The organism is Clostridium sp. AF28-12, assembly GCF_003435225.1.
Classification (GTDB): Bacteria; Bacillota; Clostridia; order Lachnospirales; family Lachnospiraceae; genus Pilosibacter; species Pilosibacter fragilis.
Genome location: NZ_QWGJ01000036.1, coordinates 1 through 8,332, shown reverse-complemented (window position 1 = coordinate 8,332; position 8,332 = coordinate 1). Strand labels below are relative to the sequence as shown.

Sequence of the window (8,332 nt, the reverse complement as noted above, 5' to 3'; positions counted from 1 at the left end):
GCCCTGTCGCTCAAGGCGAGTATTATAATAACAAATCCCCATGGAAAAGTCAACCATTTTTTTGATATCTTTTTACATTTTTTTCATTATCATTACACCTCTGTTGCATTTTATCAACATATTGATTTTTTTTGCCATACGCACACAACATTCGTTATTCTGTATCCATAATATGAACTACAGCCCACACCTGGGTCTGCAAAGATCATCCCGGTCTTCTATAGATGCGTTGGAAGGATTTGCTGTTACATAAGAAAAACAGGACATTGGGGGGGAGTTCCATTGTCCTGCTTCCTTTTATTTATCTGCTTCTATCATTGTTTATAATGCACTAGCGCCAAGAGACAAGCTACATTTATAATAGTGCGGTTCCACGTTGTGTGTCCTCAAATATTCATTGCAGTAATATACAATCTCGTATCCATTTTCTCCTTTTGATTTCCCAATCAAAATCTTTCCCGCTTTCAGTTCGACCCTTTGTCCATCAAGGAATGTAATTTCTGTAAGATAATGATAACTTGTATTGTCTGATGCCGGCACCTCTGGATTATACTTCCCGGTCGCGATATAATCTGCCTGAATCTCTGAATAGTATGCTCGCAGATTTGCCCAATCGGCAGCCACACGCGCCTTGTGAAGCTGCACGCTGAAAATTGGAATTGAGATTGCTACAAGGATCCCCACGATCGCAACCACGATCAAAAGCTCCGCCAGTGTAAAGCCACATTTTTTGTTTTTCTGTACGTTCAATAAATTCATCTCTTTCAAATCCCATCTTTTTTTCTGTTCCGATCGAAACGCATTTCAAATTATCGTAAGCCGACATATTTCTCTCAGAACCATCGAATAATTATATTAGATTTTTGCAGAAATGTCTATAAAATTCTTACGGTTTTCACAAAATCCACGTAACCTTCCTGATCTGTTTCCCTCATAAAGCAATCCTTGTTGTTATAACCTCCTGCACCTCTGTCCTATTTTGGAGGACATCCTTTTCCTATACTTATGCCTCCAAATTCATGACTATCTTCCACTCGTCAGATCGGCATCGGCGTCTGTGCCAAAATTGAAATAATCGCAACTGCTGCCAAAATACCTGCGATGACTGCCACCGCAATGATGATTTTTCTTTTCATAGATATTCTTTTCCTCACTTTCCACCCCTTATACATGCTCTTTGCAATCGTAACGAAACGCATCTGTCATCACTTTATGCCCGCAAGTGCCAGAAACTTTTTATCTGACTGAATGCCCTGAGTCAAAAACTCTCCATCCCGGAACAGGGCATATGTGGTGACCGGTGCAGGTACATTCTGCGCGGCTTCTTTGTCGGTAATATGAAATGCTTGAAACGACATGCCGTGTTCCTTTGCCGCTTCCTGTACCTTCGGCACCCAATAATAGGTGAAAGGGCACTGGTCGGTATAATAGAGGACAAAGCCCGTTTCGCTGACTTTCGGATGTCTGGCACAATCTTTGAATCTCGGCTGATCCGCATTCTCTGCAAGGGGCAGGTACATGAGGTTGATCCCACAGTCAGATATATCCGCGACTTTGAAGCCTTTATACTTCAGAAATTTCGGATCAGCTAAAAATTCCCGTTTCCGTCCCTCGGCGCACAGAATGCAAATACCTTTCTTTCCCTGTTCTTTCGCGTCCCGGATACACTCGGAAAGCAGTTCTGAGGAATAGCCGTGTCCCTTCATGGAGCCGGAAACCCAAAGGCAGTTGATATAAAGCCAGCCTCCTGCTTCAATGGGCACCCATGCGTTTTCCGCTGGAATATATTCGATAAAGCACTTTCCACGCTCCTCACTGCGATAAAAGACAAGTCCCTCATCAAAGCGCTGCTTCAGCCACTCCTTTTTTGCAAGAGCCTGCTTGCCGGACATGGCACAGCAGATGTGCTCCTTATCAATGTTCTCTTTCGTGATATGGATATATTTCATCGATCGTCACCTGACTTTCTCCATGTTTATTGCATAATATCGAGGTCAAAAGCCCACTATTTTGATTCCTGCGGATTGTTCCGTGCTACGCACCCGGAAGCTTCCGCTTTTTTGGGGGGAAGGTCACTTCAAACTGAAAGTTATCATCTACTACATATAGGTAAAAAACAAATTAAACAAAATAAAGCATAGAATAACAGCAGTCCAAATCCACAAACGAGTTTTCTTTTGCAAAGTTAAGTTCAAGATACTTATTCCAGCCAAAATAACAAAACTACCAATAATAGCAGGATAATGTGTTCCACTTGAACCATTTGACCAAGGAGATATACCTAAGGCGATAAAAATTTTATCTCCAATGCAATACTTCGCGCTATTCCATGTGCCACCCAATATAAGACCCAAAACAATCAATATGACAGCAATAATTCTATTTGTCAACTTCTTACTTTTGCTCATATTATCACCTCATCAAATTTCGATTTATCTTGGCGTTCCGTCATCATTAAAATTCTTTCGCAAAGCTTTTTCTGTCGGATAAATTGATACAATCAAAATAATACATTGAATTGTTACAAGGATTCCCCCTGCAACCCCAATCGTATTTTCATCACTATGGTATAACGGAATATGTATCAAAGCAGATGGTAGGATCATTACCCATCCTATTTTCCACCAAAGTTTTCCACAATAGTCATGGGCAAATTTCCATGTATCCATATTTTTCATCGAACGAGTGGTTCTGTAGCCTAACATACCGTTTATATGTTTTGGACAATGTTTCCACATCATTCTTCCTACAATAACCATAACAATGGGAATTATCATATCACATATTAACATAAACCACCAAAAGCACATAAAATTCACCTCCATGACTCCCGATTATACTCTTTCGCCTGCCTATCTTCTTAAGCCTTCATTTCCTACATATTCACAAAGCTTGAAGTATCTTCGGTTACACCCGTGATCTTTATACGATCCGCTTCCACATGACAACTGTAACAGACGATCTGAACGCCTGCCTTCGCAGCCTCCACAAGTGCCTTCTTAAACTCCGGCTGTGCCGCCTCATTCGGCAGCACCCGATGAATTCCATTCATCTGAATCACAAAGGCGATTGCCGTGCGGCAGCCTTCCTTTGCCGCCTTTGTCAGCTCGTGTAAATGTTTTACACCTCGCTCCGTTGGTGCGTCCGGAAACAATCCGATGCCCGGATGCAGATCATCCGCCAGTGTGCACCCCTTCACTTCCGTCAGGAATTTTTCTCCGTTTTTTTCCATGTAAAAATCAATTCTGGAGTCTCCATAAGTATATTCTGCCTTCACAAGATCATAATTCAGGCTCATGTACAGCTGCTTCATCAAAGCATTTGGTGCCAGACTGTCAATATTCACCCATTTTAGCTTCGGCTTGTATACAGAGATCAGATCGTATGCCGTTTTTCGATTCATATTCAACGTCTTCTGCAGCGTCACCTTCGCTTTCGGCACCAGAAGCTCCCGCAAACGCCCCGTATTTTTCACATGAACCAGCTCTGTCCCCCCATCGATCAGAACCTCCGCTGTGAAACGGTTGATCCTGCGGACGAAGCTGCCTGCGACGGTATTCTCATAAATAATTGTCGGTTTCTGTTTCATCATGTCTCATCCTCTTGCCTGCAAAAGCATTCATCCTCATGCGACCAGATCACGCCGACGGCCTGCAGGTAGGCATAAACCACCGTGGTTCCCACAAATTTCATGCCATGCTTCTTTAAGTCTTTGGAAATTGCATCCGATAATTCCGAACTTGTTTTCCCGGTTTCCCGGATCACGCTGCCCTCCGTCCAATGCCAGAGATACTCTAAAAAGCTGCCATATTCCTTCTGGATTTCACGGAATGCCTGTGCATTGGTAACGGCAGCCTGTATTTTCAGACGGTTGCGTATGATGCCGGGATCATTCCGCAAGGCTTCCAGCTTTTCCTCCTTGTAGACGCAAACCTTTTCAACATCGAAGCCGTCAAAGGCTTCGCGAAACGCATCCCGCTTATTCAGGACACATTCCCAGGACAGTCCTGCCTGAAAGCACTCCAGGATCAGCATTTCAAAAAGCTTCCGGTCATCATGCACCGGAACGCCCCATTCCTCATCGTGATAACGGATGTACCGTTCGTTTTTTGGATTTGCCCAGCAGCACCGCATTTTTCCGTCTGCCCAATTCATTCGCATCTCACCTTCCTACTTTTCAAGTGGTACCATTCCAGTATGAAATTTCCGATCCATTTTTCAGAACCACTATACAATGATCAGTATCTCTGTCTTCTTTTTATCACTCTTCCGCGCGCTCAATAACAAGCCCTGTTTCTTCCAGAAGAAAGATGTATAAATACCATTATATTGCACAAAAGCAACGTATTATGTTGAAAAATATTATAGCAAAAGAAAGTACGTTTAACAAGAGCTCTCCGATTACGCGTTGGCCCCGTAGGCGCGCTTTGGTTGTCCTTGTGGGGCTGCCTACTGTTCGTTTTGACTTTTTCAGTGCTCTATGCAGCCTTTACCAACACGAAGCGGCATGATTCTTGTAATTACCATAATACTATCGAGCAGATATTATCCACTTTTTGAGGAAGTCGGAACTGAGTTTGTGATTCGGACTGGGAATATTTTATATATGCAGGGAGACCGTTCATCCAATTTGTATCTCGTGAAATCCGGGCGGGTACGGATGTTCTACATTGGCGAAAACGGGAAAGTGGCTTCAAACTGTTCAAACCCCTCCGGATCTTTCTCACAGACAAAATACCCATCGGGGTCTTTGTAAGTGCCTGAGACACCGTCCAGAAATCCGGGTTTCAGTTCTTTGATGAGGAAATAGTCCGTCTCCGGGTCGTCGGCATAGCGCACGCCCTTAGTTTTGGCCGGAACAAAGCCAGACTTGCCGTAAAAGTCTATATTGCCGGTAATGGCAAGCGCCCCTGCTCCCATTTCCCTGGCTTTTTCCATGGAATAGTCAAGCAGCTGCTTTCCGTAGCCCTGCCGCTTGTATGCGGGTGCGATGCCGATGGGACCGAAGGTCATGATCGGTAGGGTTCGCCCGTCATCACACTCGATTTCTGACCGCACATAGATGACCTGCCCGATCAGCTCACCGCCCAGTTCCATCACAAAATCCAGCTCCGGCACAAATGCCGGGTCATTCCGATAACAGTGCAGCACATAGTGCTCCATGCAGCCCGGGCGGTAGACATTCCAGAATGACTCACGGGTCAGGTTTTCGACAGCTCTGTAATCTTCTTTTGTTTCCAGACGAATAATAATATTCTTAATTGCATCCATAGTAGATCCTCCTTTGGTGGTGTAAACAATTGCCTCCATAGCAGCCTTCCTTTCAAAAAAGGACGCAGCGCATGATCGTTTTGCGATCAGCACTGCGTCTTTGCGTCTGGCTGTTTGGTTTCGATGATAAAATTTTTTGCATTGATAATACTCTCATGCCTGCATTTGGGACAAAACAAAGGAAAAGTCACTAATTCCGTCTCCCGTAATATCTGTAAGCGCGTCTTGGCACCGCACCACGGGCATAAAACCCAGCGTTTTTCTTCCTCGACATCTTTCATGTTGTTCATTCCTTCTTTCTGCAATCAGACTCAACTCTGGCAATAAAGTGATCAATATGTGTCGCCAACAAAGAAGAAACCGCTTCTTTTTCCTCTGCACCGTCGTAGACACTGTATAAAAGATACATCGGCCCATAGAACTCCAGCGCCAGCTGCATAGCGTCCTCATCTGAATCTGCCAGCTTGCGGAAGATGGCCGCCATGTACTCCAAAGGGCCTCCCGCGAGATAATCGTGGTGAAGCTGTGCAAGCTTAGGATCACGGTATTGCTCCAGCGTCAGCATTTTACGGAAATTGGAGGAGAACGGTTCCTTCGTCCAATGATCAAACTGGGCAAGGCTGTATGTGCGAATTTTTTTAATTGGCGTATGCAGATATGCTTCCGCAAAGCCGTCTGGTTCCGTTTCCGGCATTTCATACGCCTCAGCGCGCTCATAATCCATCCTGTTCATTCGCTCCACGATCTTATCCAGGATTTCCTGTTTGCTGGCATAGTGCTTATATAAGGCAGCTTTCGTAAATCCCAACTGCCCTGCAATATCATTCATAGACGTCCCCAGATAACCGTTCTGCGCAAACAATTCCAGCGCGATTCTCAAAATCCGTTCCTTTGTACCCTCTGCCATAACTATCTCCTTTATCAAAGTAACCATTCGGTAACTTCATTATAGTTACCGAATGGTTACTTGTCAAGAGTTAATGAATAAAAGATTGAAGTCAAACTGTAATTTCAATTTGATTGCCTTCGATTGCAATAATACAACTTTCATAGTAACCATCTCCGGTTGTCCTGGGACCGCTGACCACTTCATATCCGTCAGTTTTCAGTTCAGCGGTCAACGCATCTACTTTTTCTTTGCTGCCTACGCTGAATGCAATGTGCGCATACCCAGTGCGGGCAAATTCCTTTGAAAAATCAAGCATTTCCGGATTGTTCATAATTTCAAGCCGTGCCCCATCGCCAAATGACAGAAAATAAGAGCGGAAACCTGTTTTCAGATTATGGTAGCCTTCGTTTGATTTTGCGCCCATATACTTCACAAAGAAACTGCGAGCTGTTTCCAGATCTTTTACATATAAAGCAATGTGTTCTATTTTCATAACTCACCTCCACAACGTCCGAACATATACCTCATTTAATTGATAAACGCTTTCAACCGTACCGCGGATTCGATTTTCGCCTACAACCATGAGGATGGAACTATCCGCAAGAATCTTTATATGCCGATATAAGCTTGCGCTTGGAATATCCGGCAGTGCTTTTCTGATTTCCTTAACTGTGCCAGTTTCATGAAGCAAAAAATACTGAAAAATCCTCTGACGAGCAGGGTTCATTGCAATCTCTGCCAATTCCATATGATACTCTCCTCTTCATCATTCTCTAAATATATTAGATTATCATTTATGATAATATCAAGAGGAACATTTATTTTTATGAAAGCAATGTGAAACAAGAAACTGGCAATGCTTTCTGTGCGGCCCCTGCCAACATAAGGCAGAATCGAATTGAGAATGATTTGCTCATCTTGACATTATCCCGAACAGGAACGCACAGCGAAAAAAGTCTGTATTTCGTTTCAGTACATCCGATGCAGAAACAGCAGAAACCTGATATACGCTTTCCTCAAGATGCTTACGCAAAACACATAATTATGTTTCGGCAGCTTCAATTGAACCTTTTATTTGACTCAGTTTTTCATAGATTATTTGACACTACCGTCACGCACGCTCAAATGATAGATATCTCGTCCCCTGAAAAGTAAGTTTCCCAATGTCTCCTTCTGCCAGCATTCCATATTCCCTACCGGAAACCTGCAATTCCATCCGATCACCGCTCTCCACCTGAAATGTTACATAGTAACTGGTACTCGAGGTCGTATGATACCCATGCGCACCAGATGGATCACCTCCATTTGGATGGCTGTGATGCGATACGTTTTCTCGCTTTGCAACTACAGTTGCGATCACCGACAAACGCGGTGACTGATTGTTTTTATGCCATGTTCCGATTCCTGTCACAAACTGGAAGATGATCATGCCGAAAACTATTACGAAGATAATTGGAAACATAAACTCAAACAGCATAAACATATGACTCACCCCTTCTTCATCTTTCGCTTTATGATTACTCTAAGCGCGAAACATACGATGATCACCGCAAAAGAAGCGACGCAATACAGTAACGCTTCCGTATACCACGGTGCAGAATTCGGTTCGTATAGTTTCGGAAAGCGCTTATACTCATAGAAATCCATACCCGTTTTAATCACAATCACGTAGAAACTCGCATAGATAATATATTTTAATAAATCGTAGAATTTATTCATACCATCGCCTCCGCGATATACTGTTTTGTCCTTTTGGCATCGATTAATCGGAATTTGACTTGCCTATTTTCTTAAAATCTCATGTGGAGCTTCTATTTCATTTGCCAAGGTATGCTCTGTTAATTCTGACATCAATTTCAATTTTTTATTAATCAATGGTCGCATACAATTAGGAACATGTTCCTGATGCGCTCTGTGGATTGCTACACATTCCTTACAGTTTCCGTGATAACGACAGGCTTTCAGGCAGGGACAGTGATCTTTGTCTTTATACTCCTTACGAAATTCCGCTGCAAATTCTTCTTGCAGTCTCAGTCCCTCGACACGATTTCCCTTATGAAATTCTACCATTGCATCCAGTTCTTTCTGGTTCCCTTCAATCTTCATGTTATTATAGCGCCTCCATTTCAACTGAAGTGCTATACTAACGTTGTAACAGTAGTGGCTAATAAG

The 8,332-nt window shown here is 43.3% G+C and carries 13 protein-coding genes; all 13 read right to left on the bottom strand.

Features of this window, described 5'->3' with window-relative positions; translation table 11 throughout:
* Positions 1–321: 321 nt before the first annotated feature.
* Entirely contained in the window at positions 322–759 is a 438-nt protein-coding gene (locus DWY93_RS17820; protein ID WP_117471177.1) for a prepilin-type N-terminal cleavage/methylation domain-containing protein, read from the bottom strand.
* A 446-nt stretch (positions 760–1,205) separates the two neighbouring features.
* A complete protein-coding gene (locus tag DWY93_RS16160) occupies positions 1,206–1,949 on the bottom strand; it encodes a GNAT family N-acetyltransferase (protein WP_117471155.1) in 744 nt (247 codons plus the stop codon).
* Positions 1,950–2,099: 150 nt separating this feature from the next.
* Entirely contained in the window at positions 2,100–2,408 is a 309-nt protein-coding gene (locus tag DWY93_RS16155; protein WP_117471156.1) for a hypothetical protein, read from the bottom strand.
* Between the two features lie 24 nt (positions 2,409–2,432).
* Entirely contained in the window at positions 2,433–2,810 is a 378-nt protein-coding gene (locus tag DWY93_RS16150; protein ID WP_117472679.1) for an SdpI family protein, read from the bottom strand.
* Between the two features lie 65 nt (positions 2,811–2,875).
* Positions 2,876–3,592, bottom strand: a complete 717-nt coding sequence (gene sfsA, locus DWY93_RS16145; RefSeq protein WP_117472677.1) for a DNA/RNA nuclease SfsA — start codon at positions 3,590–3,592, stop codon at positions 2,876–2,878.
* A complete protein-coding gene (locus DWY93_RS16140) occupies positions 3,589–4,161 on the bottom strand; it encodes a DNA-3-methyladenine glycosylase I (protein ID WP_347466479.1) in 573 nt (190 codons plus the stop codon). Before DWY93_RS16140 ends, sfsA begins: the two co-directional genes overlap by 4 nt.
* A gap of 504 nt (positions 4,162–4,665) precedes the next feature.
* Positions 4,666–5,262, bottom strand: a complete 597-nt coding sequence (locus DWY93_RS16135; protein ID WP_207658710.1) for an N-acetyltransferase — start codon at positions 5,260–5,262, stop codon at positions 4,666–4,668.
* Between the two features lie 95 nt (positions 5,263–5,357).
* Entirely contained in the window at positions 5,358–5,552 is a 195-nt protein-coding gene (locus DWY93_RS16130; protein WP_117472681.1) for a cysteine-rich KTR domain-containing protein, read from the bottom strand.
* Between the two features lie 5 nt (positions 5,553–5,557).
* Positions 5,558–6,178, bottom strand: a complete 621-nt coding sequence (locus DWY93_RS16125; RefSeq protein WP_117472671.1) for a TetR/AcrR family transcriptional regulator — start codon at positions 6,176–6,178, stop codon at positions 5,558–5,560.
* Positions 6,179–6,269: 91 nt separating this feature from the next.
* A complete protein-coding gene (locus tag DWY93_RS16120; protein WP_117472669.1) occupies positions 6,270–6,653 on the bottom strand; it encodes a VOC family protein in 384 nt (127 codons plus the stop codon).
* A 3-nt stretch (positions 6,654–6,656) separates the two neighbouring features.
* Positions 6,657–6,908 carry a helix-turn-helix domain-containing protein gene (locus DWY93_RS16115; RefSeq protein ID WP_015553466.1) on the bottom strand — a complete coding sequence of 84 codons (252 nt, stop codon included), beginning with the start codon at positions 6,906–6,908 and terminating at the stop codon, positions 6,657–6,659.
* Between the two features lie 363 nt (positions 6,909–7,271).
* Positions 7,272–7,643: a DUF2500 domain-containing protein gene (locus DWY93_RS16110; protein ID WP_117472667.1), complete on the bottom strand. Its 372-nt coding sequence runs from the start codon at positions 7,641–7,643 to the stop codon at positions 7,272–7,274.
* Between the two features lie 299 nt (positions 7,644–7,942).
* Positions 7,943–8,266 carry a hypothetical protein gene (locus tag DWY93_RS16100; protein WP_004613237.1) on the bottom strand — a complete coding sequence of 108 codons (324 nt, stop codon included), beginning with the start codon at positions 8,264–8,266 and terminating at the stop codon, positions 7,943–7,945.
* Positions 8,267–8,332 lie beyond the last annotated feature (66 nt).

Coding starts and splice junctions, on each gene's coding strand:
- DWY93_RS16160 (WP_117471155.1), bottom strand. CDS start 1,949: ATGAAATATATCCATATCACGAAAGAGAACATTGATAAGGAGCACATC.
- DWY93_RS16100 (WP_004613237.1), bottom strand. CDS start 8,266: ATGAAGATTGAAGGGAACCAGAAAGAACTGGATGCAATGGTAGAATTT.
- DWY93_RS16150 (WP_117472679.1), bottom strand. CDS start 2,810: ATGTGCTTTTGGTGGTTTATGTTAATATGTGATATGATAATTCCCATT.
- DWY93_RS17820 (WP_117471177.1), bottom strand. CDS start 759: ATGAATTTATTGAACGTACAGAAAAACAAAAAATGTGGCTTTACACTG.
- DWY93_RS16110 (WP_117472667.1), bottom strand. CDS start 7,643: ATGTTTATGCTGTTTGAGTTTATGTTTCCAATTATCTTCGTAATAGTT.
- DWY93_RS16140 (WP_347466479.1), bottom strand. CDS start 4,161: ATGCGAATGAATTGGGCAGACGGAAAAATGCGGTGCTGCTGGGCAAAT.
- DWY93_RS16155 (WP_117471156.1), bottom strand. CDS start 2,408: ATGAGCAAAAGTAAGAAGTTGACAAATAGAATTATTGCTGTCATATTG.
- DWY93_RS16115 (WP_015553466.1), bottom strand. CDS start 6,908: ATGGAATTGGCAGAGATTGCAATGAACCCTGCTCGTCAGAGGATTTTT.
- DWY93_RS16125 (WP_117472671.1), bottom strand. CDS start 6,178: ATGGCAGAGGGTACAAAGGAACGGATTTTGAGAATCGCGCTGGAATTG.
- DWY93_RS16130 (WP_117472681.1), bottom strand. CDS start 5,552: ATGAAAGATGTCGAGGAAGAAAAACGCTGGGTTTTATGCCCGTGGTGC.
- DWY93_RS16120 (WP_117472669.1), bottom strand. CDS start 6,653: ATGAAAATAGAACACATTGCTTTATATGTAAAAGATCTGGAAACAGCT.
- sfsA (WP_117472677.1), bottom strand. CDS start 3,592: ATGATGAAACAGAAACCGACAATTATTTATGAGAATACCGTCGCAGGC.